At 74.0% G+C, this 24635-nt stretch carries 18 protein-coding genes; 11 read left to right on the top strand and 7 right to left on the bottom strand.

The window, feature by feature from the left end:
• Positions 1 to 346: 346 nt before the first annotated feature.
• Positions 347 to 3391, top strand: a complete 3045-nt coding sequence (locus AC3WT4_RS00525; protein ID WP_492314398.1) for an esterase-like activity of phytase family protein — start codon at positions 347 to 349, stop codon at positions 3389 to 3391.
• Between the two features lie 39 nt (positions 3392 to 3430).
• Here the strand turns inward: AC3WT4_RS00525 and AC3WT4_RS00530 are convergent, their stop codons facing one another.
• The 4 genes from AC3WT4_RS00530 to AC3WT4_RS00545 form a co-directional block, all read right to left on the bottom strand.
• Positions 3431 to 3649, bottom strand: coding sequence for a PspC domain-containing protein (locus AC3WT4_RS00530; protein WP_074803723.1), 219 nt, complete (start codon positions 3647 to 3649; stop codon positions 3431 to 3433).
• A gap of 105 nt (positions 3650 to 3754) precedes the next feature.
• Positions 3755 to 4333: an O-acetyl-ADP-ribose deacetylase gene (locus AC3WT4_RS00535; RefSeq protein ID WP_492314399.1), complete on the bottom strand. Its 579-nt coding sequence runs from the start codon at positions 4331 to 4333 to the stop codon at positions 3755 to 3757.
• 25 nt (positions 4334 to 4358) lie between these two features.
• Positions 4359 to 5564: a beta-ketoacyl-[acyl-carrier-protein] synthase family protein gene (locus tag AC3WT4_RS00540; RefSeq protein ID WP_074803719.1), complete on the bottom strand. Its 1206-nt coding sequence runs from the start codon at positions 5562 to 5564 to the stop codon at positions 4359 to 4361.
• A 242-nt stretch (positions 5565 to 5806) separates the two neighbouring features.
• The gene (locus tag AC3WT4_RS00545; protein ID WP_492314400.1) at positions 5807 to 6901 is read right to left on the bottom strand and encodes an amidohydrolase family protein; all 1095 of its coding nucleotides are present in this window, start codon (positions 6899 to 6901) and stop codon (positions 5807 to 5809) included.
• A 194-nt stretch (positions 6902 to 7095) separates the two neighbouring features.
• Here AC3WT4_RS00545 and AC3WT4_RS00550 point away from each other — a divergent pair, with 194 nt between their 5' ends.
• The 6 genes from AC3WT4_RS00550 to AC3WT4_RS00575 all read left to right on the top strand — a co-directional run bounded on the left by AC3WT4_RS00550 (position 7096) and on the right by AC3WT4_RS00575 (position 13205).
• Positions 7096 to 7983, top strand: coding sequence for an SIS domain-containing protein (locus AC3WT4_RS00550; RefSeq protein ID WP_492314401.1), 888 nt, complete (start codon positions 7096 to 7098; stop codon positions 7981 to 7983).
• Positions 7984 to 8112: 129 nt separating this feature from the next.
• Positions 8113 to 9411 carry an ABC transporter substrate-binding protein gene (locus tag AC3WT4_RS00555; protein ID WP_492314402.1) on the top strand — a complete coding sequence of 433 codons (1299 nt, stop codon included), beginning with the start codon at positions 8113 to 8115 and terminating at the stop codon, positions 9409 to 9411.
• Positions 9408 to 10328 (top strand): carbohydrate ABC transporter permease, encoded by a 921-nt coding sequence (locus AC3WT4_RS00560; RefSeq protein WP_492314403.1) that lies wholly within the window; start codon positions 9408 to 9410, stop codon positions 10326 to 10328. The genes AC3WT4_RS00555 and AC3WT4_RS00560 overlap by 4 nt, the downstream gene beginning before the upstream one ends.
• Positions 10328 to 11269 carry a carbohydrate ABC transporter permease gene (locus AC3WT4_RS00565; RefSeq protein WP_492314404.1) on the top strand — a complete coding sequence of 314 codons (942 nt, stop codon included), beginning with the start codon at positions 10328 to 10330 and terminating at the stop codon, positions 11267 to 11269. Before AC3WT4_RS00560 ends, AC3WT4_RS00565 begins: the two co-directional genes overlap by 1 nt.
• A complete protein-coding gene (locus AC3WT4_RS00570) occupies positions 11266 to 12273 on the top strand; it encodes a carbohydrate kinase family protein (protein WP_074803711.1) in 1008 nt (335 codons plus the stop codon). The genes AC3WT4_RS00565 and AC3WT4_RS00570 overlap by 4 nt, the downstream gene beginning before the upstream one ends.
• The gene (locus AC3WT4_RS00575; RefSeq protein ID WP_400111898.1) at positions 12270 to 13205 is read left to right on the top strand and encodes a 1-phosphofructokinase family hexose kinase; all 936 of its coding nucleotides are present in this window, start codon (positions 12270 to 12272) and stop codon (positions 13203 to 13205) included. Before AC3WT4_RS00570 ends, AC3WT4_RS00575 begins: the two co-directional genes overlap by 4 nt.
• A 12-nt stretch (positions 13206 to 13217) precedes the next feature.
• Here the strand turns inward: AC3WT4_RS00575 and AC3WT4_RS00580 are convergent, their stop codons facing one another.
• Positions 13218 to 14075 carry a DeoR/GlpR family DNA-binding transcription regulator gene (locus AC3WT4_RS00580; protein ID WP_400111896.1) on the bottom strand — a complete coding sequence of 286 codons (858 nt, stop codon included), beginning with the start codon at positions 14073 to 14075 and terminating at the stop codon, positions 13218 to 13220.
• Between the two features lie 142 nt (positions 14076 to 14217).
• Between AC3WT4_RS00580 and AC3WT4_RS00585 the strand changes: the two genes are divergently transcribed.
• From AC3WT4_RS00585 to AC3WT4_RS00595, 3 genes are all read left to right on the top strand, one after another.
• Complete coding sequence (locus AC3WT4_RS00585; protein WP_492314405.1) at positions 14218 to 15534, top strand: alpha-glucosidase/alpha-galactosidase; 1317 nt, start codon at positions 14218 to 14220, stop codon at positions 15532 to 15534.
• Positions 15531 to 16379 carry a class II fructose-bisphosphate aldolase gene (locus tag AC3WT4_RS00590; RefSeq protein WP_061269285.1) on the top strand — a complete coding sequence of 283 codons (849 nt, stop codon included), beginning with the start codon at positions 15531 to 15533 and terminating at the stop codon, positions 16377 to 16379. Before AC3WT4_RS00585 ends, AC3WT4_RS00590 begins: the two co-directional genes overlap by 4 nt.
• 82 nt (positions 16380 to 16461) lie before the next feature.
• Positions 16462 to 17397, top strand: coding sequence for an endo alpha-1,4 polygalactosaminidase (locus AC3WT4_RS00595; RefSeq protein WP_492314406.1), 936 nt, complete (start codon positions 16462 to 16464; stop codon positions 17395 to 17397).
• Between the two features lie 43 nt (positions 17398 to 17440).
• Here the strand turns inward: AC3WT4_RS00595 and hrpA are convergent, their stop codons facing one another.
• A complete protein-coding gene (gene hrpA / locus AC3WT4_RS00600; protein WP_492314407.1) occupies positions 17441 to 22213 on the bottom strand; it encodes an ATP-dependent RNA helicase HrpA in 4773 nt (1590 codons plus the stop codon).
• A 172-nt stretch (positions 22214 to 22385) separates the two neighbouring features.
• Positions 22386 to 23336: a helix-turn-helix transcriptional regulator gene (locus AC3WT4_RS00605; RefSeq protein WP_492314408.1), complete on the bottom strand. Its 951-nt coding sequence runs from the start codon at positions 23334 to 23336 to the stop codon at positions 22386 to 22388.
• Between the two features lie 140 nt (positions 23337 to 23476).
• Here AC3WT4_RS00605 and AC3WT4_RS00610 point away from each other — a divergent pair, with 140 nt between their 5' ends.
• Positions 23477 to 24616 carry an epoxide hydrolase family protein gene (locus AC3WT4_RS00610; protein WP_492314409.1) on the top strand — a complete coding sequence of 380 codons (1140 nt, stop codon included), beginning with the start codon at positions 23477 to 23479 and terminating at the stop codon, positions 24614 to 24616.
• Positions 24617 to 24635 lie beyond the last annotated feature (19 nt).

A 24635-nucleotide genomic window follows, 5' to 3' on the forward strand; every position in this document is an offset into this window, starting at 1 on the left:
GCGGGTACCGGTCTGCTCGGCGCGGGAGTGCGCCGGTGCGCCCACCACCGTTGGCGGGACGTGGAGTAGCAGGTAGATCCCCAGCGACGCTAGCAACGCCCCGGACACCACGGACAGCGAGTACTAGGTACTTTCGCCGTCACGATTCGGTCACGGGCCCGAAGTATCAGGTACTCCGCGCGCGAGTCCGTCGCTCGGAGCAACGGACGGCCGTCCGGGCCGTCGCAGACGAGCCCGCGCGCGCCCGCCGAGTGTTCACCCAGCGGTCATCCCACCGCCCGCGGCCCGTCGTCGTCCCGCCACGGCGTCGCACCACCCTCTGCTCGACCCTCGTCGAAGGAGAGACATGCCACCGATCACCGAGCGGACGCCCGCGGGGGCGCCGGAGCGCGCCCTGGCCCGTCGTCCGCGCCTCGCCGCGCTCGTCGCCACCGGCACGACGCTCACCCTGGGCCTGGGCGCGCTGCCCGCGCTCGCGGCCGTGCCCGCCCACGCCCCGAGCGGCACCGCCGCCGCCCCGACGGTCGCCGACGCCTGGCCGACCCCGGCGCCGGCCGAGACGTTCCACCGGCTCGCGACGTACCCCGTCTTCGACAACCGCCCGGCCGGCGAGGACGCCGCCGCGGAGACGGTCGCGGAGATCTCGGCGGTCAGCGAGGACGGGCGGACCCTCGTCCACACCGACGCCCTCGCGCGCCGCATCGGCTTCCTCGACCTCACCGACCCCGGCGCGCCGCAGGGCCTCGGCACGCTGAGCCTCGCCGAGCTCGGGTCGGAGCACGACGAGCCGACGTCGGTCGCGGTCGTCGGCGGGTACGTCCTCGTCGTCGTGGACACGTCCGTGAGCTTCACCGAGCCGAGCGGCCGCCTCGACGTCGTCGACCTCGCGACGCGTGAGCGCGTGCGGTCGCTGGACCTCGGCGGCCAGCCCGACTCGATCGCCGTCACGCCCGACGGCGCGCACGCCGTCGTCGCGATCGAGAACCAGCGCGACGAGGACGCGACGCCGGAGGGCGGCGACGAGGGTGACCTCCCGCAGCTCCCCGCAGGGTTCGTGCAGATCCTCGACCTGCCCGGCGACGACCCGGCCGCCTGGTCGACGCGCGCCGTCCCCTTCGTGGACGAGGCGGGCGCGCCGCTGCCCGTCGTCGCGGCCGCGGGCCTCGACACGCCCGAGGACCCGGAGCCGGAGTACGTCGCGATCAACCCCGCGGGCACCAAGGCCGCGGTGACGCTCCAGGAGAACAACGGCGTCGCCGTCGTCGACGTCGCCTCGGGCGAGGTCGAGAGCGTCTTCTCCGCGGGTGCGGTCGCCGTCTCGGGGATCGACGTGAAGAAGGACGGCACGATCGACCAGACCGGGTCGATCCCCGCGACGCCCCGCGAGCCGGACGCCGTCGGCTGGGTCGACGACGCGCACGTCGCGACCGCCAACGAGGGCGACTGGAAGGGTGGCTCCCGCGGCTGGTCGGTGTTCGACGCCGTCACGGGCGAGGTCGTGTGGGACGCGGGCGCGGAGCTGGAGCGCCTCGCCGTCCGTGTCGGCCTGCACACCGAGGACCGCGCGGCCAAGAAGGGCGTCGAGCCCGAGGGCCTGGCCGTCGCGACGCTCGGCGGGACGCGGTACGCGTTCGTCGGCTCCGAGCGCTCGAACTTCGTCGCCGTCTACGACGTGACCGACGCGTCCGCCCCGCGGTTCGTCCAGGTCCTCGCGACGACGAACGGTCCCGAGGGGCTGCTCGTCGTGCCGCAGCGCGACCTGCTCGTGGTGTCGAGCGAGGAGGACGACGCCGCGGCGGGCGTGCGCTCGGCCGTCACGGTGTTCGGGCGCGGGGACGCGTGGGCCGACGCCGCGGGGTCGCCCCGGTTCCCGAGCGTCGTCTCCGCGGACGCGACCACGGGCCCGCAGGCCGGCGCGCCGATCGGCTGGGGCGCGCTCGGGGCGCTGAGCGCCGACCCGACCGATCCCCAGCGCCTGTGGACGGCGACCGACGCCGCGTACTCCCCGACGCAGCTCCTGTCGCTCGACGTGCGGGGCTACGGCGACGGTGCGCCCGCGGTGATCGACCGCACGGTCACGGTCACGCGCGACGGCGCACCCGTGGGTCTCGACGTCGAAGGGGTCGCGGCGCGCCCCGGGGGCGGGTTCTGGCTCGGTGTCGAGGGCGCGAAGGGCGCGGAGAACGCGATCGTGCACGTCGACGCCGCGGGCGCGGTCGTCGAGTCCGTCGCGCTTCCCGACGCCGTCGTCGCGGGCCTCGGGAAGCAGGGCATCGAGGGCGTCGCGGTCGGTGCGCCGGCCGGTGCGGGCGCACGCGGGCCCGGGGACCAGGCCACGGGCGAGCAGGTGTGGGTCGCCCTCCAGCGCGGCCTGACGACGGACGCGGGCGGCACGGCGGGCACCGCGCGGATCGGGCGCTACGACGTCGCGACGCGCACGTGGGACTGGTTCGCCTACCCGCTCGAGCGCACCACGACGGACGGCGACTGGCTGGGGCTGAGCGAGGTGACCGTCGTCGACCACGACACGCTCGCCGTGATCGAGCGCGACAAGCTCAACGGCCCCGCCGCCGCGGTGAAGCGCGTGTACGCGGTCGACGTCCCGGACGTCGCCGTCGGCGCGGCGTCGACCACCCCGGTCCCCGTGACGAAGACGCTCGCGCACGACGTGCTGCCCGACCTGCGTGCCACGAACGGCTGGACGCAGGAGAAGCTCGAGGGCCTCACGGTCGGCGGCGACGGCACGGTCTGGGCGATCACGGACAACGACGGCCTGGCCGACGCGACCGGCGAGACGGTGCTGCTGGGCCTCGGTGCGGCGTCCGACGTGTTCGACGGCCACCTCGACGAGGAGACGCCGGGCGGCCCGGGTGAGCCCGGCGAGACGCCCGGCGCGGGGGAGCAGCCGCCGTCGGCCCCCCGGCACACCGTGGGGGTGGACGACCTCACCGCGGCGAACCACGGCGGCGTCAGCCTCTCCCCGACGCGCGTGCGCGCGGGCGAGCAGGTCACCGCGACGGCCGACGGCTTCGCGCCCGGGGAGTGGGTCTCCGCGACCCTCTTCTCGACGCCTGCGGACCTCGGCATGGTCCGGGCCGACGCGTCGGGCCGGCTCACGGCGACCGTCACCGTCCCCGCCGACACGGCGGCGGGCGAGCACCGGTTCGCGCTCGTCGGCCAGGTGGACGGCCGCGTGCTGTGGACGGAGCTCGAGGTGCTCGCGACGGACGCCGCGACCGGCGGGCCCGACGGCGCCGCGCCGACGGGGCCGGACGGGCTCGCCACGACCGGGTCGCACGTCGGCGCGCTCGTCGGGCTCGCGATCGTGCTCGTGGCGGGCGGCGTGACGATCGTCGTCGCCCGGCGCCGCCTGCGCGGGCTGCCGCGCTAGGGGAGCCCGTCCCGCTGCCCGGTGCGGCAGCGGGACGGGTCAGTCGCGGTCGTTCGGCATGAGGGCCCACAGGACCAGGTACGCGATGACCTGAGGGCCCGGGAGCAGGATCGAGACCGCGGCGACGATGCGCACGACGGTCGGGTCCCAGCCGAACCGGCGGGCGATCCCGGCGCACACGCCCGCGATCATCCGGCCGTGGCGCGGGCGGGACAGCGTCGGGCGGAACGCGGCTGCGGAGGCGTCTGAGGTGCTCATACCTCGACGGTAGGCACGGCCCGGCCTCGCCGGTATCCGGTGGTCCCCCGACCTGACCCTGATCCTCGGGGCGGCGACCCCGAGGGTCAGGGTCGGGTCGGGGCCTCAGCGGGCGAGGGCGGTCTGGAAGGCCGCGAGCGCGCGCGGCGTCGCGAGGGCGAACGTCACCGCCGCGACGCCCGGCCCGGGGCGCGAGGCGTCCGGGCCCCGGTCCGCCGTCGGTCCCGAGGTCTCGTCGAGCGGGTCGGGTGCGGACCAGCCACGGACGGCGTCCACCGCCACGCGGGCGACCTCCTCGACGTCCCAGCCGTACGCGCCTGCGCTGATCGCGGGGAAGGCGACGGTCGTGGCCCCGAGGTCGTCCGCGACGTCGAGCGAGCGGGCGAAGCACGACGCGAGGAGCGCGGGGTCCGTCTCGCCGCGGTAGCGGTTCGGCCCGACGGTGTGCACGACCCAGCGGGCGGGGAGGTCGTGGGCGTCGGTGGCGACGGCGTCGCCCACGGGCAGGCCGTCGGGGAGGGTCGTGCGCCGGAGCCGGCGGCACTCCTCCAGGAGCCGCGGCCCGGCCGCGGCGTGGATCGCGCCGTCCACCCCGCCGCCGCCCAGCAGCGACGAGTTCGCGGCGTTGACGATCGCGTCGTCGTCGAGCGTCGTGATGTCGGCGAGGCGTGCGTCGAGGTCCATCTCCCCATCGTGCCCGGGGACGGGGTCAGTCGCGCGAGACCACGACGCTCGAGCTGTGCCCGCCGAACCCGAACGCGTCGACGAGCGCGTGGCGGGCCGACGTCGTGGCCGCCTCCCGGACGACGTCGAGGTCGATCGCGGGGTCGAGGGTGTCGACGTTGAGCGTGGGCGGCACGCGGCCGTCGCGCAGGGCGAGGAGCGCGACGAGGACGCCCAGCGCGCCCGACGCGCCGAGGAGGTGGCCCGTCGCGCCCTTCGTGCTCGTGACGGGCGGCGGCATCCCGAGGGCCGCGCGCAGCGCGTCCGCCTCGTTGACGTCCCCGACCGGGGTCGCCGTCGCGTGCGCGTGGACGAGCCCCACGTCCTCGGGGGCGAGGCCCGCCGACCGCAGCGCCATCGTGATGGTGCGGGCCTGGTTCTCCGGGTCGCCGCCGACGATGTCGTACGCGTCCGACGTCAGCGCCGCACCCGAGACGACGCCGTGCACGACCGCCCCGCGGGCGCGCGCGTGGTCCTCGCGCTCCAGCACGAGGAGCGTCGAGCCCTCGCCCATGACGAACCCGTCCCGGTCCACGTCGAAGGGCCGGGACGCGCGCTCCGGCTCGTCGTTGCGCGTCGACATGGCGCGGGCCGCGGCGAAGGCCGCGAGCGAGAACGGCTGGACGCCCGCCTCGACGCCCCCGCACACGACGACGTCCGCCGACCCGGCGAGGATCATCTCTCGACCCATCGTGATCGCCTCCGAGCCCGCCGCGCACGCGCTGATCGGGGCGCGCGCGCCGGCCTTGGCGCCGAGGTCGATCGACAGCCAGGCGGCCGGCCCGTTGGCCATGAGCATCGTGACGGTGTGCGGGGAGACGCGCCGGTGGCCCTGCTCGTGCAGGACGCGCGACTGGTCGAGCGTCGTCGCGATCCCGCCGTTCGCGGAGCCGACGACGACGGCGAGGCGCGTCGGGTCGACGTCGGGCGACCCGGCGGACGCCCACGCCTCCCGGCCCGCGACGAGCGTGAGCTGTTCCGCCCGGTCGGTGCGACGCCGCTCCCGGACGGAGAGCGCCTCGGCGAAGGCGTCGTCGACGCGCGCGGCGATGCGCACGGGCAGCTCGGCCGCCCAGTCGTCGTCGATCGCCCGCACGCCCGGCTCCCCGCGCAGCAGCGCCTCCCACGTGTCGGGGGCGGTGCGCCCGACCGGGGTCACCGCCCCGTACCCGGTGACGACGACTCGTGTCATGGTGTGCCCCTTGCAGCCGAGCCGCCGAGAACGGCGACGGGTGTGGTCGATGGGTCTTATTCCAAGTCATCGCAGCGGTCTTTGTCGCCCTCGCAGGTGTGACGGTGCGCACGCCCACACCCACGCGTACGCCCACGCCCACGTCCGGACCCACGAGATGCCCGCGGTCGACGCCGTGAACCTCTACCCCTCGCCCACGCGGCGCCTCGCCGCGGGAGGCCGCGCTGCCGTGAGGCGGCGGGTCAGTCCGCGTCGAGCCCGAGCACCCGGCACGCGTTCCCCGCGTAGAGCGCCGGCAGGAGGTGCGCCGGGAGGTCGGCTCCCGAGATGGCCCACCGACCCTGCGGCGGCACGGGGTCACCGGGGGAGTAGGCGAAGTGCTCGTCGGCCGTCTCGAGGAACCGGAAGTGCGTCTCGAGCTGCTCACGCGACAACGGGAACGCGTCGGTGCCGAACAGGACCCGGTCCGGGAAGTCCTCGACGAGCCGACGGAAGCGTCGCGGCTGCCGCCCGAGCTCGCCCAGCCTGCCCGCGATGTCGACGACCAGGTTCGGTGCGGCCCGCAGGAGCCGTGAGACGTGATCCAGGTCCTCGGCGACGCAGCCGACGTGCGCGCCGACGTAGGTGGTCCCCGGAGTCGCGGCGAGCAGACGTCCGAACGCGTCGAGCAGGTGCTCGAACGACGGGAAGCGGGAGCGGTCGGCGAACGACCACGACGGCTGCGCGGTGAGCTCGTCGACGCGTTCGTTGTACCGGTCCGGCGGGTCGAAGAACGCCTTCGGGTCGGCGACGTGGATCAGGACGGGCAGCCCGAGCTCGCCCGCGAGCGCGAGCGTCTCGACGACACGAGGGTCGTCGGGCGCGACGAGCGCGCCGTCGGGGCCGGTGACGGTCAGGCCGAGGTTCTTCCACACCTTGAGGCCGCGCGCCCCGCGCGCCGCGGCGTCGCGGAGCTGCCGCTGCACCTCACGCTCGCCCCCCACGCGGGCGAGCGCCGTCCAGTCGACCTGGCAGAAGGTGAGGAACCGACCCGGGTGCGCGCGGTCGTACCGGTCGAGGTTGGCCTCGAGCTCGTCGTCCCACAGGCCGTCGAGGTTCACGACCGCGCGCACGTTCGTGCGGTCCAGCAGGTCGAGCAACGCGGGGACGTCGGGCGCGCACCAGTCGGCGGTGAGCCAGCGGCCCAGGTGGTTGTGGACGTCGACGGCGGGCACCGCGGCCCGGGGGACGTCGGTCCGGGGGAGCCGCACGCGGGCGCGGGGCTCCCAGTCGACGAGCCGCAGGTCGGGTGCGGGCGGCGCCGGGGGCGGGCCGGCGTGGTGGAGGGGATCGATCACGTCACGAGCATCGGTCGTCCACGCCCAGATTTCGCGGATGTTACGCGAATCGATCATCCAGAGTGAGTGAACATGCCATTCTGCGTGACTATCGCGCAGATGCTGAGCAGGATCTCTCGCATCGGGTCCGCACCTCGCGGCACCTGACCACCGCTGGACCGGGGTCACGGCCCCGCCGACGACAGGACAAGCACGTGAGCCCGAGCACCGTCACCGAGCGAGAGATCCACAGCCAGCCCGAGGTGTGGGCCAAGGCCCTCGCGGGCGGGCCCACCACCGGCTCCGTGCTCGGCGCACCCGGCGAGCGCGTCCTCGTGCTCGGGTGCGGGACGAGCGCGTTCGTCGCCGAGGCGATCGCCGTCCTCCGGGAGGACGCCGGCCTCGGCGAGACCGATGCCGCGTACGCGTCGGAGTGGCACCCCACGCGTCCCTACGACCGTGTCGTCGTCATCAGCCGCTCCGGGACCACGAGCGAGTGCCTCGAAGCGCTCGCGGCCGTCCCCTCCGGGACGCGTACCGCCGCGGTCGTCGGTGTCGCCGGAACGCCCGTCGCCCTCGCGGCGGACGACGTGCTCGTGCTCGACATCGCCGACGAGGAGTCGGTGGTCCAGACGCGGTTCCCGACCACCGTGCTCGCCGTCGCCCGCCAGGCGTTCGGGGAGAACCTCTCCGGCCTCGTCGAGCAGGCCGAGCAGGCGCTCGCGGCACCGCTTCCCGTCGAGCCGGGCGCGTTCGAGCACTTCGTGTTCCTCGGCCGTTCGTGGGCCTACGGCCTCGCGCAGGAGGCGGCGCTGAAGATCCGTGAGGCCGCGCAGGCGTGGTCCGAGTCCTACCCGGCGCTCGACTACCGGCACGGGCCGGTCGCCGTCGCGACCGACGCGACGCTCGTGACCCTGCTCGGCGACGACGACCCGGCGCTCGCCGAGGACGTCCGGCGCACCGGCGCGACCGTCGTGCACCTCGACGGGGACCCGCTCGTCCAGCTCGTGCAGTGCCAGCGCCTCGCGGTCGCCCTCGCCACCGACCGCGGCCTCGACGCGGACGCGCCGCGACACCTCACCCGCTCCGTCGTCCTCGGCTGAGGGCGACCCGCGACAGCCCGTCACCGACGGGGACGCAGTACCCGGACACTCGACGAAGAGACCGCCCAAGAGACAAGGCCGACAATGTTCCGTCATCCCACCCGCCGCCGTCCCGACCGTCCTCTCACCGTGGCCCGGGGAGCCGCCGGAGCGGTCGTCGTCTCCGGCGCGCTGCTGCTCGCGGCATGCTCGTCCGGGACGCAGGGCGCCACGACCCTCGACCCCGAGGCCGACGTCACGCTCACGTGGTGGACCGGCCAGGCAGACCAGGCCCAGACCATCCTCACGGGCCTCGCCGAGGAGTTCGAGGAGCTCCACCCCAACGTGACGATCGAGGTGTCCTCGGGCGCGCCGTCGACGGAGGACCTGCTGCAGAAGCTGTCGTCCTCGTTCGCGGGAGGCACCTACCCGGACATCTCCTACGCGTTCGGCTCCTGGGCGAGCGAGCTCGCCGAGTCGGAGCGCACGCTCGACATCACCGACGAGGTGAGTGACCCCGACGTCGGGTGGGACGAGTTCTCCGGGGCCGCCCGCGCCACCGCCCAGCCGGACGGCGAGACGACGATCGGCTTCCCGGCCGTCGTTGACAACCTCTCCCTCCTGTACAACAAGACGGTGTTCGACGCCGCCGGCGTGGACTACCCGACCGAGGACTGGACCTGGGACGACTTCCGCGCCGCGGCGAAGGAGCTCACGGACCCCGCGACGAGCACGTACGGCTACGCCTACGGTGTCTCCGGCTCCGAGGAGACGACGTGGCAGTTCTGGCCGCACCTGTGGCAGCGGGGCGGGGAGATCCTCGACGAGTCCGGCACGACCGCGACGTTCGACTCCGACGCCGGTGTGGACGCGTTGACGTTCCTGCGCGACATGGCGGTCGAGGACGGGTCGGTCTACCTCGACCAGACCGACACCAAGTTCACGCAGATCTTCGCGAGCGACCAGATCGGCATGGTCACGTCAGGGCCGTGGACGCTGTACGACCTCCAGGTCGCGGGCACGCAGTACGGCGTCGTCCCGCTGCCGGCCTACGACGGCGAGCACACGACGATCTCCGGGGCCGACCTCTGGGTCCTGTTCGACCACCAGGACGCGAACCGCGAGCACTGGTCGTACGAGTTCACGAAGTGGCTGACGGACCCCGAGCAGGACGTGCGCTGGAACGTCGTCTACGGCAACCTCCCGCTGCGCGAGAGCGAGATCGGCTCGCCGGAGTTCCAGGCACAGGTCGAGGCGATGCCCGGCCTGGACGTCATGGCGCAGAACAGCGAGAACGCGACGATCCCCCGCCCGACCGTGCCGGGGTACGTCAACCTCTCCGAGGCGGTCGGCACAGCGGTCTCGGAGGTTCTCCAGGGCAAGGGAGAACCGCGCGAGGCGCTCGAGCGGGCCGCCGACCGGTCGGACGAAGCGCTGGCGGACCAGTGACGACGACGATCGCGCCCACCCCCGTCCGGCGGCCCCCGCGGCGCCGCCGGACGGGGGAGGCGCTCGCCGGGTGGGGCTTCGTCGCCCCCGCGACGCTCCTCGTCGTCGGCCTGTCGATCTTCCCCGCGGTCTGGGCGTTCCTGCTGTCGTTGCAGGACTGGAACGGCTTCTCCACGCCGGAGCCGGTGGGCGTGGACAACTACCGCCGCATGCTGACCGACGCCGAGCTGGGCGCCGCCGTCGGGCACACGCTCCTGTACACCGCGCTGTTCGTCCCGGCGTCGCTCTTCCTCGGGCTCGGCCTCGCGGTCGCGCTCAACCGCCGACTCGTCCTGGTCGGGGTCTACCGCACCCTCGTGTTCCTGCCGTTCGTGGTCTCCGCAGCGGCCACCGGCATCCTCACGACCTACCTGTTCAACCCGCAGTTCGGGTTCGTGAACAACGTGCTGCGCGTCCTCGGCCTCCCCCAGCAGGGCTGGCTCGAGAACCCGTCGCAGGCGATGGTCGTCATCACGATCATGTCGTTGTGGGGGCAGGCCGCGTTCACGACCGTCATCTACCTCGCCGCGCTCCAGGACATCCCGGTCGAGCTCGCGGAGGCCGCCCGCGTGGACGGCGCGAACCGGTGGCAGTCGTTCTGGCACGTGACGTTCCCCCAGCTCGCCCCGGTCACGGTGTTCGTCGCCATCTGGCAGACGATCCAGGCGATCCAGCTCTTCGACCTCGTCTACACGACGACGCGCGGCGGCCCGCTCGGCTCGACCGAGACGATCGTGTACTTCCTGTGGAAGGCGGCGTTCAAGGAGCTCGAGTTCGGGTACGCCTCGGCCGTGGCGTACGGGCTGTTCGCCGTGACCCTGCTCATCACCATCGCCGTGACGCTCTACTCCCGCCGCACGAAGGTTGGTGGACTCTGATGCCGACGACCGCTCCCGGCCCTGCCGCTCACGCCGCGGCGCCCGGCGGACCGCAGGCGGCGCCCGCCGGCGCCCCGGATGGTCCGCTCCTGGCCACCACCACCGCCACCCCCGCGCCGCGGCGCCGGCGTCGACGCGCCTGGCTGTGGCACCTGCTGCTCGTGCCCCTCGCCGCGCTGTTCGCGACGCCGTTCGTGCAGATGTTCCTCACGTCGCTCACGCCCGAGGCGGAGATCAACCGTTTCCCTCCGCGGTTCTGGCCCTCGCAGCTCACGCTCGACGGCTACGTCAAGCTCTTCACCGAGACGGACGTGCTGCGCTGGACGACGAACACCGTCCTCGTCTCGGTCGTCGCCGTCGCGTCGCACATCGTCTTGTGCTCGCTCGCCGGGTACGGGTTCGCGCGCCTGAAGTTCCCGGGCCGCACGTTCGGGTTCCTCGCGATCATGGCGACGATCATGATCCCGACCCAGCTCCTCATGGTGCCCACGTACGTCCTCTTCGCGCGCATCGGCATCATCGACACGCTCGCCGCCGCGATGGTCCCGTGGCTCGCGTCGGCGTTCGGGATCTTCCTCATGCGCCAGTTCTTCCTGTCGCTCCCGCCCGAGCTCGAGGAGGCGGCCGTCCTCGACGGGTGCTCGCGGCTCTCCACGTTCTGGCGGATCATCCTCCCGCTCGCGCGGCCCGCGCTCGCGACGCTCGCGATCTTCACGCTGCTCGGCTCGTGGAACGACCTCGTCTGGCCGCTCATCGCGATCAACGACCCGTCGTCCTTCACGCTCCAGCTCGGGATCACGAACTTCCAGGGCGCGCGCCGGACCGACTGGTCGCTGCTCATGGCGAGCAACGTCGTCGCGACCCTCCCGCTGGTGCTGTTCTTCCTGTTCGCCCAGCGCCAGTTCATCGCCACCATGACCTTCACGGGAGTCAAGGGATGACCACGCCCCACGCCCTGCCCGCAGCAGCCGACCGGACCGCTGCACGACCCGTCGTCGTGGTCGGGGACGCGAACGTCGACCTCGTGCTGCGCGGCGACGTGATCCCGCGATTCGGCCAGGCCGAGCAGCTCGCCGACTCCGGCGACCTCGTCGTCGGTGGCTCGGCCAGCATCGCGGCTGCCGGCGTCGCGCGCCTCGGAGTGCCGACTCGGCTCGTCGCGCGCGTCGGTGCGGACGCCTTCGGGACCTTCACCCTCGACGCGCTGCGCGCTGCCGGGGTGGACGTGTCCGCGGTCGAGGTCTCCCACGACGAGCCGACAGGGCTCTCGGTCGTCCTCTCCACGCCGGACGACCGGGCGATCCTCACGGTCGCGGGCACGATCCCGACCCTCACCGGCTCCCACGCGCTCGCCGTGCTCGACGGCTGGGACGGGCCGCCCGGCGTCGTGCACGTCGCGTCGTACTTCCTCCAGCCGCGTCTCGCCGCGGACCTGCCCGCAGTCCTGGCGTCCGCCCGTGCGCGAGGGTGGAGCACGAGCCTCGACACGAACTGGGACCCTGCCGAGCGCTGGGCCGGGCTCGCGGACCTCCTGCCCCACGTGGACGTGCTGCTGCCGAACCGCAACGAGCTGCGCGCAGTCGCGGGCGCGCTCGGCGCGGGTCCGCGGGACGCGCCGAGCACCGGCGACCCCGACGTCGCGCTCGCCCGGGCGGTCGCCGCGCGCGGCCCCCGCGTCGTGGTCAAGGACGGCGCGCGCGGCGGGTGGTCCGTGGGACCGGCGGGAGCCGCCGTGCACGCCCCGGGGCTCGACGTGGACGTGGTCGACACGACGGGCGCAGGGGACAGCTTCGACGCCGGCTACCTCGCGGCCCTCGCGCACGGGATCGAGGACGAGGCCGAGCGGGTGCGCTGGGCGGCCTGCGCCGGCTCGTTGTCGACGCTCGGCCCGGGGGGCACCGGGGCGCAGGCCACGCTGGCCGCGCTGCGGGCCGCGCTCGCATGATCTCCGCGCTCGCCCTCAGCCCGTCGCTCGACGTCACGTACGTCGTCGACGCGCTCGAGGGGATCCAGCGCCCGCGCGAGGTCCGTCGCGTCGGCGGGGGGAAGGCGCTCAACGCGGTCCGCGCCGCGGCGTCGCTCGGTGCCCGCACGACCGCCGTCGCGGTCCTCGCCGGAGGGTCGGGCGAGGACGTCGCGGCGGGGGCGAGAGCCGACGGCGTGGACCTGCGCGTCGTGCCGGGTGAGCACCCGACGCGCACGTGCGTCTCGGTGCTGGCCGCGGCGACCGGTGCGCTCACCGAGATCTACGAGCGTGCCGTCCCGGTGGGGCCGGGCACGCTCGACCGTGCCGTCGGGCTCGCGCTCGACCTCGCCGCGCGCCGGGGCGGGTGGTGGCTGCTGTCCGGCGGGCTCCCCGGCACCATCGCGCCGAGCGTGGTCGGCACCGTCGTCGGTCGGCTGCGGGCGGCGGGTGCCCGCGTCGCTGTGGACAGCCACGGTCCGGCGCTCGCGGGTGCCGTGGGGGAGGGGCCGGACCTGGTCAAGGTGAACCGGGTCGAGGCGGCAGAGCTGCTGGGCGTCCCCGCGGACACCCCGGGTGCGGGGCTCGTCACCGGGCTCCGCGACCGGTCGCGCGGACTCGTGGTCGTCACGGACGGCGCGGAGGGGGCGTGGGCGAGCGACGGCACGAGCGTGCTGCGCGTCCGGCTCGAGGGCCACGTCGGCCGCTTCCCGGTGGGGAGCGGCGACTCCTTCCTGGGCGGGATGCTCGTCGCGCTCGACGGCGGGGCGTCCCTCGCCGAGGCGGTGGCGCTCGGTGCCGCCGCGGGCACGGCCAACGCCCAGGTCCCCGGTGCTGCGGTCCTCGACGCGGGGCTGGCCCGCCGTCTCGTCGGCGAGGTCACGGTCGAGACCGTGGCCCTCCCGGTGCCCTAGGACCCTGCGGGATCAGCGCGGTGCGGCCGGTCCCTCGGCCGGCCGCACCGGGGCGACCGGACCGTCGTCGGCCACGACCTGGACGTCGACGCCGGCAGCCGCGATCGCGTCGAGGGCCGCCGGGTCGGCGGACGAGTCCGTCACGAGCACGTCGATCTCCTCGAGGTCCGCCATCTTGGCGAGCGTCACGCGCCCCACCTTCGACCCGTCCGCGACCACGACGACGCGCTCGGCGTGCGCGACCATCGCGTGGTTGGTGCGCGCCTCGGTCTCGTCGTGCGTCGTCGCACCGCCGCGCACGCTGATGCCGTCGGTGCCCAGGAACGCCGTGCCGACGTTGATCGCGTTGAACGTGTGCTCGGCGAGCACGCCGACGGCCTCCAGCGAGCTCGACCGGACGAACCCACCCGTCATGATGACCTGCAGGTTGCTGCGCGCGGCGAGCTCGGTCGCCGTCGTCAGGGCGTTCGTGGCGATCGCGAGGTCGGGTCGCGTCGCGAGGGCGCGCGCGACGGCGGCCGCCGTCGTGCCGCCGCTGATCGCGACGGAGTAGCGCCCCGGCGGGAGCAGCCCGGCGGCGTGCTGGGCGATGCGCAGCTTCGCCTCGCGGAACCGGGAGTCGCGCAGCAGCACCGGGACCTCCGTCGTGGGGTCGAGGGCACGCACCCCGCCGTGCGTGCGCAGCACCAGGCCCTGCTCCTCCATGTCCGCGAGGTCGCGCCGCATCGTGGCCGAGGAGACGCCGAGCTCACGGACCAGCTCCGTGAGGCGCGCCGTGCCGTGCTCGTTGACGTACGTCAGCGCCCGCATCATGCGGTCGCTGCGCTTGTGGGAGATCGCGCGGGGCGCGGCGTCCGGTGCGACAGGCATGCGCTTCCTTCCGGCGGTTGCTGGGTGAGGTGTGGGTCTCTCTCTCCCGGACGAGGCAAATCGCTCAATAAGAGTGAGTGTTATCGGCGGAATCTGATCGTATTCTTGCACAGTGCGCTCGACGACGCCGAGGATCGTCGACATGGTCAGCATCGCGTTCGTCGGCGCCGGGAGCGTCGTCTTCACCCGCCAGCTCGTCGCCGACATCCTGCGCTACCCGGAGCTCGCCGACGCGCGCCTCGTGCTGCACGACATCGACCCCGAGCGGCTCCGCGTCGCCGAGGGCACCGCGCGTCAGGTGAGCCGCCAGCTCGGGGCGTCGGCCACCGTCGAGGCGTACGCCGACCGTCGCCGGGCTCTCGACGGGGTCGACTTCGTCGTCAACATGATCCAGGTCGGCGGCATCGACGCGACGTTGAAGGACCTCGAGATCCCCGCGCGCCACGGCCTGCGCCAGACCATCGGCGACACGACCGGCGTCGGTGGCGTGTTCCGCGCGCTGCGTACGTTCCCGGTGCTCGAGGGCGTCGCGACCGACATGCGCGAGCTGTGCCCGCAGGCGTGGCTGCTCAACTACACGAACCCGATGGCGATGAACGTGTGGTGGGTCTCCACCGTCGCTCCCGACCTCAAGGTCGCCGGCCTCTGCCACTCCGTCTACTGGACCGCCCACGACCTCGCAGAGCTCGTGGGCGTCCCGGTGGGGGAGACGCGCTACCGGGCCGCGGGCGTCAACCACCAGGCGTGGCTGCTCGAGTGGGAGCACGAGGGCGAGTCGCTGTACCCCCGGCTGCGCGAGACGATCCGCCGCGACCCCGGGCTCGAGCGTCGCGTCCGGGTCGAGATCTTCCGCCGCCTCGGCTACTACCCGACGGAGACGAGCGAGCACTCCTCCGAGTACCTGTCGTGGTTCCTCCGCTCCGACGAGCAGATCGCTCGCTACCGCCTGCAGCCGCTCGAGTACGTGGGCATCAGCCGGGAGAACGTCGCGGAGTTCGAGGCGGCGCGGCGCGCGCTCGCCGCCGGCGAGGACCTCGCGCTCGAGGACGGCGCGAGCGAGTACGCGCCCCAGATCATCCACTCCCTCGTGACCGGCACGCGGCGCGAGGTGCACGTCAACGTCCCCAACCACGGCCTGATCGACAACCTGCCCCAGGGTGCGGTCGTCGAGGTCCCGGCGGAGGTCGACGGCGACGGCCTGCGCCCCGTGCCGATGGGCTCGCTCCCGGCACAGTGCGCGGCGCTCAACCAGCCGTACGTCTCCGTCGGGGCGCTGACCGTCGAGGCGGCGCGAACCGGCGACCCCCGGCTCGTGCGCCAGGCCGTGCTCATGGACCCGAACGCGTCCTCGACCCTGACGCCCGCGCAGATCTGGGCCCTGTGCGACGAGCTCGTCACCGCGCACGGCGACCTGCTCCCCGAGCCGCTGCGCGCCCTCGTGCCGGCGGGTGCGCTGTGACCCTGGCCGCCACGGGCAACCTCGTCGCTGCGGCGGCGCGCGACGGCGGCGCCGTGCTCGCGTTCAACGTCATCACGCTCGAGCACGCCGAGGGCATCGTCGCCGGCCTCGAGGGCGCCGGGGCTCCCGGCATCCTGCAGATCAGCGAGAACGCCGTCCGCTACCACGAGGGCCGCATGACGGCGCTGGTCGCGGCCTGCCGCGAGATCGCCGTCGCGGCACGCGTCCCCGTCTCGCTGCACCTCGACCACGTCCAGGACGTCGACCTCGCGCGCCAGGTCGTCGACCAGGCGTGGCGACTCGGGATCACGTCGATCATGGTCGATGCCGCCCACCTCGACTACGCGGACAACGTCGCCACGACCCGCGACCTCACCCGGTCCGCGCACGACACCACGCTGTGGGTCGAGGCCGAGCTCGGCGAGATCGGCGGCAAGGACGGTGCGCACGCGCCCGGCGTGCGCACCGACCCCCACGAGGCCGTGTCGTTCGTCGCCGCGACCGGCGTCGACGGTCTCGCCGTCGCCGTCGGCAGCTCCCACGCGATGACGAGCGCGACCGCGGAGCTCGACCTCGACCTCGTCGAGCGGATCGCCGCCGAGGTGCCCGTCCCGCTGGTGCTGCACGGGTCGTCCGGTGTCCCTGCCGCGATGCTGCGCGACGCCGTCGCACGCGGGATCCGCAAGATCAACGTCGGGACCGCGCTCAACGTCGGCTACACGCGTCAGGTGCGAGACTTCCTCGACGCGCACGACGCCGTCACCGACCCCCGCACGTACCTCGCCCCGGCGCGGGGGGCCGTGCGCGACGCCGTCGACCGGCTCTGCACGCAGGTGTTCGCCTGACACCTCGAATCGTCCGGCATCTCCTGATCGGCACCCCCACCATGGCGCGCGGGCAGCGTGTCACGACGAGAGGAACGAGCACATGAGACGAACGACGACCGGCCTGGCACTCGGCTCGGCGCTGGTGCTGGCCGCGTGCGCGGGCAGCCCTGCCGTCGGTGGCACGAGCCCCGTCCCGGACACGTCCGGCGCGGCCGGGACCGACGCGACGGCCGCGGCCGCGGTCGATCTGCCGCCCACGAGCGGGATCCTCGACTACCAGCTCGGTGGTGCGTACGACGAGGTCGACGCCGGTTCCGGTCCGGTGACCCCCGACGTCGTGGTGCGCGACGCGACGGCGACGCCGCTCTCCGGCGCGTACAACGTCTGCTACGTGAACGGCTTCCAGACGCAGCCCGACGACGCCGCCCTGTGGCTCGCGCACGAGGACCTGCTGCTGCACGACGCCGACGGCGTGCTCGTCGTCGACCCGGACTGGCCGGACGAGTTCGTGCTCGACCCGTCGTCCGCGGCGCAGCGCGAGGGGATCCTCGACATCCTGGGTCCGGTGGTCACCGGCTGCGCGGACGACGGGTTCGACGCGGTCGAGATCGACAACCTCGACACCTGGACCCGTTTCGCCGAGATCGACAAGGCCGGCGCGCACGCGCTCGCCACGGCGTACGTGGACCTCGCTCACGACGCCGGGCTCGCGATCGCGCAGAAGAACGCCGCGGAGATCACGCAGGTCGCGCATGACGACCTCGGGTTCGACTTCGCCGTCACGGAGGAGTGCGCCGTCTGGGACGAGTGCGCCGCGTACACCGACGTGTACGGGGACCACGTGCTGCAGGTCGAGTACCCCGGCCCGCTCGCGGGCGAGGGCCTCACGTTCGCCGACGTCTGCGCTCTCGGCGACCGCGCACCCCTGACCGTGCTGCGCGACCTCTACCTCGTCACGCCCGACACAGACGTGAGCGGGTTCGACCCCGTCGAGGAGACGGGCGAGCCGTACTCGTACGTGTTCGAGACCTGCTGACCGCGGGGCGGGGGGCGGCGCCCACGCCGTGCGCCGCCCCGTGTCACCAGCCGTCGGGCGCGAGGAGCTTGCGGATGCGCTTCTCGCTCACCGGGCCGTCGGTGCCGAGCTGCTGCGCGAACAGCGACACGCGCAGCTCCTCGATGAGCCACCGCACCTCGGCCAGGTCGGCCGCGCGGACCGGGTCTGCGGGCCCCTGCGCGGAGGCGGCGCGGGCACGCTGGTACGCGTCCTCGACGTCGTGCACGCGCCACGCGAGCTCGGCGTCGCGGTGGGGGTTCGACTGCGCCTTCTCCAGCCGGTACGACGCCGCCCGCAGGTAGCGCGTGAGGTGCGGCAGGCGCCGCGGCGGGGTCTGCGAGACGAAGCCGTCGTGGATCAGGCCCGCCGCCTGGTCGCGCAGGTCCGTGAGCGTGTTGAGCAGCGCGAGGCTGTTCGACGCGCGGATCTCCGCGTCGAGGTTCCGCGACGCGGTGAGGGCGGCGACCACGTGCCCGACCACCTGGTGCACGTGCTCCTCCAGGTGCGCCCGGACGAACGTGCGCGCGGCCGCGTAGGCCTCGGCGTCGCGGATCGTCGCGGCGTCCGGCTGCGCGCCGTAGGGCCCGCTGCCTCCGCTCGTCAGCGCGATCACCGCGGCGAGCTGCAGGTCCGCGACGAGCGCGTCCGTGTTCCGGTACGGGCCGGCGGCCAACGTGAGGGACTGCGTCCCGTTCCACCGGCTCGTGATGCGCCCCGTCTGGAGCGCCGTCTCGGCCAGCAGCAGCCGCCGCACGCCCCGCGCGTGCTCGCGCGCCTGAGCGGTCGCGTCGGCCAGCACGCGCAGCGCGACGACCGGCTTCCCCTTCGCGTCCTGCTCCTCGACGACCGCCGGGTACCCGCGCACCACGACCCCGCCCCCGAGGTCGGTCGACACCGTCGCGGGCAACTCGCCGTTCGGCAGGCCTTCGGGCCACGTGGTGAGCCCGCTCTGCTCGGTGACGAGCACGCTCGTGGTCGGGCCCGCAGCGCGCTCTCCATGTCGCTCCGGCGAGCCGGTGGCCGAGGCCGACCCCTCGCCGTCGGGCGCCGCGGTCCGGCCCTCGGCGCCGGGTGAGCCGGACGCGGAGGCGGGGGAGGGGGCGTCGGATGCGAAGGGCGTGGCGGGCCTGGCGGGAGCGCCGTGAGGAACGAGCGGCGCGGATGGTAGCCCGAGCACCGACGCCCCCTCCGCCGGCGGACCCGACCCCGAGACCGACGCACCCGACCCCGAGACCGACGCACCCGACCCGGGAACCGATCCCGAAGCGGCCTCACGAAGAGCAGCACCCACCGCTCCCTTGACCGCCGCGCGGACCGCGGCCTGGTTCTGGGCGGCGAGACGGCGCTGGAGAGCGAGGAGGTCCTTCGACTCGTCGAGCACGACGGAACCGCCGCGGCCTCGGGTGTCCTCGACCCGGAACGTCATGCGCAGGTGCGCGGGCAGGCGTGCTTCCTGCTCGGGGCCCCACGCGTCGTCGGGGATGACGACGTCGCGCAGCGCCCGCACGGCGCGCGTGAACGCGACGTGGAACGGCTCGGCCATGTCGCCCGCGCGGGCCATGTCCTCCCAGGCGGGCGTGTGCTCGCGGAGCCAGGCGACGACGTCGCGCGCGACGTCCGGCGCCGGCACGAGCTGGACGCGGACCGGCTTGGGCAGCGAGCGGATCGTCGCGGTGGCGAGCTCGTCGAGGAGTCCGGGCACCATCCAGTCGAACCCGTCGGGGACGACGCGGTTGAGCACGGAGATCGGGACGTGCACGGTCACGCCGTCGGCCTCGGTCCCGGGCTGGAACTGGTAGGTGAGCGGGAGCGTGAGCTCGCCCTGGGGCCAGGTCTCCGGGAACTGCGACGTGTCGACCTGCTCGGCGTCGGGCACGAGCTGTTCGAGCGTGAAGGTGAGCAGGTCGGGGTCGCGGCGCTGCGCCGTCTTCCACCAGCGGTCGAAGTGCGCGGCGGAGACGACGTCGTCGGGCACGCGCTCGTCGTAGAAGTCGAACAGCACGTCGTCGTCGACGACGAGCCCGCGCTGGCGCGAGCGCGCCTCCAGCTCCTCCGCCTCGGCGAGGAGCTTGCGGTTGTCGTGGAAGAACCGGTGGTGCGTCGTCCACTCGCCCTGTACGAGCGCGTGCCGCACGAACATCTCGCGCGCGGCCTCGGGGTCGACCTTCGCGTACAGGACCTTGCGGTCCGCGACGATCGGCACGCCGTACAGCAGCACCTTCTCGGTCGCGATCGCGGCGCCGCGCTTGGTCGACCAGTGCGGCTCGGAGTACGTGCGCCGCGCGAGGTCGCCGGCGAGGTCCTCGGCCCACTCGGGCTGGACGCGGGCGACGTCGCGCGCCCACAGCCGCGACGTCTCGACGAGCTCGCCCGCCATGATCCACGCCGGCGGCTTCTTGCTGAGCGGCGAGCCGGGGAAGATCGCGAACCGCGCGCCGCGCGCGCCGGTGTACTCGTTGCGGGCCTGCTTCTGCGCGCGCCGCAGCGCCTTGGCGCGGGCCTCGCCCTTGAGGTGCGCGACCGACGACGCCTTCACCTCGCCCGTGTCCTGCATCCCGATCTGCGACAGCAGACCGGACAGCAGCGCCTTGTGGATCGTGTCGCCGTCCCAGGCGCGATTGTAGGCCTGGGTGTCGGGGGTTGCGTCGGGAGCGGTGGTAGGGTCCGCGGCGGCTGCCCCCGAGGTGCTCGGGCTACCATCCGCGCCGCTCGTTCCTCGCGTCGCTCCCGCCAGGCCCGCCACGCCCTTCGCATCCTCGGGCGCAGCCGCCGCTCGTCCTGGACCTCGCCGCGGGGCGTCACCGGCCGCGCCGCGTGCGCGCGGCGTGTAGGACATGTCGATGCCGAGGGGCTTGGACATCTCGCGGAGCTGGGCGACGACGTCCTGCCACTCGCGGATGCGCAGGAAGTTGAGGTACTCGGCCTTGCACAGGCGGCGGAAGGCCGACGACGAGAGCTCGTGCTGCTGCTCGCGGACGTACTCCCAGACGTTGAGGTAGGTGAGGAAGTCGGAGTGCGGGTCGGTGAAGCGCGCGTGCGCCTGGTCGGCCTGCGCGCGGACCTCGGCGGGGCGCTCGCGCGGGTCCTGGATCGACATGACGGCGGCGATGATCGCGACCTCGCGCGCGACGCCGAGCCTCGAGCCCTCCCAGATCATGCGGGCGAGGCGGGGGTCCATGGGGAGCTGCGCGAGGACGCGCCCGACCTCGGTGAGGCGCGTGACGCCGTCGGACGTGGCGAGGGCGCCGAGCTCGGTGAGGAGCTGGACGCCGTCGCGCACGGCGCGGGTGTCCGGGGGCTCGACGAACGGGAAGCGCGCGACCTCGTCGGGGGTCTCGACGACGCCGACGGAGATCATCTGGAGCAGCACCGACGCGAGGGAGGTGCGCAGGATCTCCGGCTCGGTGAACTCGGGCCGGGAGAGGAAGTCGTCCTCGGAGTAGAGGCGCACCGCGATGCCGTCGGCGACGCGGCCGGAGCGGCCGGAGCGCTGGTTCGCGCTCGCCTGCGAGACGGGCTCGATGGGCAGGCGCTGGACCTTCGTCGCCTTGGAGTAGCGCGAGATGCGGGCCGTGCCGGGGTCGACGACGTAGTGGATGCCCGGCACCGTGAGCGACGTCTCGGCGACGTTCGTCGCGAGCACGATGCGCCGCGAGGAGTGCGCCTGGAACACGCGGTGCTGCTCGGCCGACGACAGCCGCGCGTACAGCGGCAGGATCTCGACGCGCTGCGGGTGCTTCGGGTCGGTGACGCGGTCCTTGAGGTGCCCGGTGAGCGCGTCGGCGGCGTCGTGGATCTCGCGCTCGCCGGAGAGGAACACGAGGATGTCGCCCGGTCCCTCGCGCATGAGCTCGTCGCACGCGTCGACGATGCCGGTCACGAGGTCCTTCTCCTCGGCGCCGGAACGACCCTTCGCCTTCCCGGAGCCGGGGTCGACGTCGGGGGACAGCGGCCGGTACCGGATCTCGACCGGGTAGGTGCGGCCGGACACCTCGACGACGGGCGCGGCGTCGGGCAGCGCGTCGACCACGTACTCCGGCGCGCCGCCGAGCTGGGCGAGGTGCGCGGGGGAGAAGTGCTGCGCGAAGCGCGCGGAGTCGATCGTCGCCGACGTGATGATCAGCTTGAGGTCGGGCCGGCGCGGCAGGAGCCGCGCGAGGTAGCCGAGCAGGAAGTCGATGTTGAGGGACCGCTCGTGCGCCTCGTCGACGATGATCGTGTCGTACGCGAGCAGCTCCGGGTCGCGCTGGATCTGCGCGAGCAGGATGCCGTCCGTCATGACCTTGACGAGCGTGTCCTCGCTGGAGGTGTCGGTGAACCGCACCTGGTACCCGACGACGCCGCCCAGCTCCGTGCCGAGCTCCTCCGCGATCCGCTCGGCGACCGTGCGCGCGGCGATGCGGCGAGGCTGCGTGTGCCCGACCTGACCCGTGCGGCCACGGCCCAGCTCGAGCGCGATCTTGGGGAGCTGCGTCGTCTTCCCGGAGCCCGTCTCGCCCGCGACGATGACGACCTGGTGGTCACGGATCGCGGCGGCGATGTCCGCGCGTCGGGCGCTGACCGGGAGCTGCTCGGGGTAGGTGATGGGCGGGACCGTCACGTTTTCGCGCGCCTGCGCGGCCCGGTCGAGCTGCGCGCGGCTCACCTGCCGCGGGCCCGACGCCGCCCGCTCGCCCCGGCCACGACCGCGGCGGTTCCCGCGGCGTCGGCGACCCTCGCGCGGGGTGCCCTCGGCGGCACCCTCCCGCTGGGGAGGGCGCGCGTCAGGCTGGTTCGCTGCGGGCTCGGTACTCACGACGGTCCATTCTCTCAACTCGCCGCAACTTCATTGCTCCCGGTCCTGACCGTCGCCCTCGACCGGCGCCGAGCACGGGATCAGCGACCGTTTTCGTCGAGAAGAGGTCGCCAGCCCCGTGTTCGACGGCGCCCGGGGGGGGGCGTGGGGGGCGGCGGGGGCGGGGGGTGGGTCACGGCGGGGTTGCGCGGGCGTAGCGGGTGGCCAGGGTGCGCACGTGGTCGACCAGGGCCGGCGGCTCCGTCACGTGGAAGTCCAGGCCGAGCATCCCGACCCACACCGCGACGACCTCGACGCTGTCGCCGCCGGTGACGAGGACGCAGCGGTCGTCGGCGAGCGGCTCGACCGTGCCGACCGTCGGGTTGATGCGCCGCAGGACCTCGTCGGCGGGCGCGTCCACGACGATCCGGGCGTGCACGGCCCAGCCCGCGCGCGCGACCTCCCGGACGACGAGCTCGGTCAGGTCTCCGGGAAAGTCCACCGGCGCGAACCGCCGCCCGCCCGGCACGCGCAGCACGAGCCAGTCGACCCGGTAGGGGTCCCACCCGCCGGTCGCCGGGTCGCGCGCGACGAGGAACCAGCGGCGCTGCCACGCGACGAGGCGGTACGGCTCCAGCTCGAGCGGCTCGTCGCGGTAGAAGCAGCGCAGGCTCTGGTGGTCGCGCACGGCGTCGGCCAGGGCGGTCAGGGTGTCCGGGTCGACGACCGGGTCCTCGACGTTCGAGTCCGTGTTCGCGGGGCCGGCGGTGCTCGCGGACCGGAGCGCGGCGAGCCGACGGCGCAGGCGGTCCGGCATGACCTGCTCCAGCTTCGCGAGCGCGGACGCCCCGGACTCCTCGAAGCCCGCCGTGCCGGTCGCGGCCCGCAGCCCGACGGCGACCGCGACGGCCTCGGCGTCGTCGAGCAGGAGCGGGGGCAGCCGGGCCCCGGCGCCGAGCCGGTACCGGCCGCCCGGGCCGCGCACCGCGTCGACGGGGTAGCCGAGCTCGCGCAGGCGGGCGACGTCGTTGCGGACCGTGCGGTCGCTGACGTCGAGGCGCTCGGCGAGCTCGGCGCCCGACCAGTCGGGGCGCGACTGGAGCAGGCCGAGCAGCGCGAGCATGCGGGCCGAGGTGGAGGCCATGGGCCCCTCCTGAGGTCGACGGACGACGCGGGAGAACTCCTCAGAGCACAGCCAGAATAACGGAAGGAAGCGTTCCTGAACCCTTCCTAGAGTCGGGAGCAGAGCAGGGCACGAGGCCCCGCCCGACCGAGGAGACCACCATGACCGCGTCCCACCTCTCCCCGTCCCTCGAGCACCGCCCGTTCTCCGTCGCCGTCCCGCAGGCCGACCTCGACGACCTCCGGTCCCGGCTCGAGCGGACCCGGTTCGCGCCCGCGGCTCCCGGCGACTCCTGGGACTACGGGACGCCCGAGTCCTACCTGCGCGACATGGTCGGGCGCTGGACCGCGTTCGACTGGAGGGCCGTTGAGGACCGGGTGAACGCGTACCCGGGCTTCCGCACCGAGATCGACGGCCAGCCGATCCACTACCTCCACGTGCGCTCCCGGCACGACGACGCGACGCCGCTGCTGCTCGCGCACACCTACCCGGGCTCGTTCCTCGACTTCCTCGACATGATCGACCCGCTCGTCGACCCGGTCGCCCACGGCGGCCGGCCCGAGGACGCGTTCCACCTCGTCATCCCCTCCATGCCGGGCTTCGGCTTCTCCACCCCGGTCGTCGGTGACACGGACTGGACGATGGCGCGCGTCGCCCGCGCGTACGACGTCCTCATGCGCGACCTCGGGTACGCGTCGTACGGGATCCACGGCAGCGACGGCGGCGCGATGGTCGGGCGCGAGCTCGCGGTGCTCGACCCGGAGGGCTTCCTCGGCGCCCACGTGCTCCAGCTCTTCTCCTTCCCGTCCGGTGCTCCCGGCGAGATGGACGGCTTCGGCGAGAAGGAGCTCGCCGCGCTCGGGCACCTCCAGTGGTTCCAGTCCGTGGGCGCGTACAACACGATGAACGCGTCGCGGCCGCAGACGATGGCCGCGGGCCTCGCCGACTCGCCCGTCGCCGTCCTCGCGTACCACGAGCTGTTCGAGAGCTTCGGCAACGGGACGAGCCTCGTGACCGCCGGCCAGGTGCTCGCGCAGGCGACGCTCTACTGGCTGACCAACTCCTACGCGACCGCCGCGCGCTACCACTACGCGGAGCAGCGCTCGGGCGCCGAGCCGGAGGTGAGCCGGGGCCGGATCGGCGTGGCCGTCTTCGCCGACGACTTCCAGACGATCCGCGCGTTCGCCGAGCGCGACAACGCCCGGATCGAGCACTGGACCGAGCACCCGCGCGGCGGTCACTACGCGGCGCTCGAGGTCCCGCTCGACGTCGTCGCCGACCTCCGGGTCTTCTTCGCCTGACGCCCGCGACCGTCGAGAA

Source organism: Cellulosimicrobium sp. EB106-03-01-XG111, from assembly GCF_058792115.1.